Origin of the sequence: Psychrobacillus sp. MER TA 171 (assembly GCF_023713305.1) — a bacterium.
GTDB lineage: Bacteria > Bacillota > Bacilli > Bacillales_A > Planococcaceae > Psychrobacillus.
In genome coordinates this window covers 1-1,139 of record NZ_JAMAWN010000053.1, presented here as the reverse complement: position 1 = coordinate 1,139, position 1,139 = coordinate 1, and the positions used below count along the sequence as shown (strand labels likewise).

The following is a 1,139-nucleotide window of genomic DNA, read 5'->3' as shown; positions in this document are numbered from 1 at the left end:
CATAGCTATCAAGTTAAGAAAAATTTACGTCATTCACTCTCATATGAACTGGTATTTTTGAAAATTAGACCATATGAAATTAACACTTTTTGGTTTAACCAAAAAATGTAAGTTTAATTTCTTTCTATACAGGGCATAGAATACTAACTGTAATTTGCACCGAGTATAATCAATGGATCCTTTTCAGGTGGCCCTTTTGTTTTCAATGCATGTTTACAAAGAGCACCATGAAACCTTTTCAGTACCCCATTGGTAAGCTTGGTGTATTTTTTTATGCTTTCAAACATCAAGCGAATAAAGCGTAGTGCAACTGAGATGCCCTTTTGAATGCTTATCTCTATTCTAGATTTCTCTAGCAAGAATAAACGTGCCTGATAAGTTGTTGTAGTTGTGATTAGAAACAATAATAAATGAGCGAAAAAATGACATAGGACACGTTCTTCCTTTATCTGTTTATAAAAAGTGGTCGGGAAATTAGATTTCCATCCTTTAAACAATAACTCGATCTGCCAGCGCAATCGGTAAAGGTCCATCACTTTCTCAGCTGGGATAGTATCCGGGAGGTTTGTCATAATAATCGTCGCCCCATCTAGCGCTCTTACGTGCTCCTTTGTCTGGTAACGTGAATGTTTACGTTTATACTGATCACTTTTATCTTGTTCCTCTGTATGGCGATACAAAATTAAACGGGTAGGGAATTTATAGTCATACCCCACATAAACTTCCTCCCATTCCCTTACGGAGCCACGCTCCATTTGTTCCAGGTGCTCTGCCAAAGATTCCTTCTGATAAAAAGAGGATTTGACGACCCTGCCATCGGCATGGTAACGAGGGTTGGGATTCCCTGTATAGATAGAACAATCTGGTCGAACTCTAGAGACGAAATAGCCCCCGGACTCATCAATTTTTTGGAAGGTGGGTAGATGGAAATAACCCAAGTCTTGTAGAAATAAATCGCCAGGTGAGACCGTCTCTAATCGATTCTTCCCATATAGAGAATCGTTTTCCTTTCCGTTCATCCAGTCAGCCAATATGAACTGTCCTGTCAGGAATTCATACTCCAGTTGGCATTTTAATTCGGCTCGATAGACGCCAGGAAAAGTCTCCTTCAAATCCGAAGGAAGGGAATGGATGGTCGC

1 protein-coding gene is annotated in these 1,139 nt (G+C 39.8%); it reads right to left on the bottom strand.

All coding sequences use genetic code 11. The features are described 5' to 3' along the window. Positions 1-143: 143 nt before the first annotated feature. Positions 144-1,139: IS4 family transposase (locus M3627_RS20340; RefSeq protein WP_251557266.1), on the bottom strand; the 996-nt coding region annotated here is incomplete at its 5' end.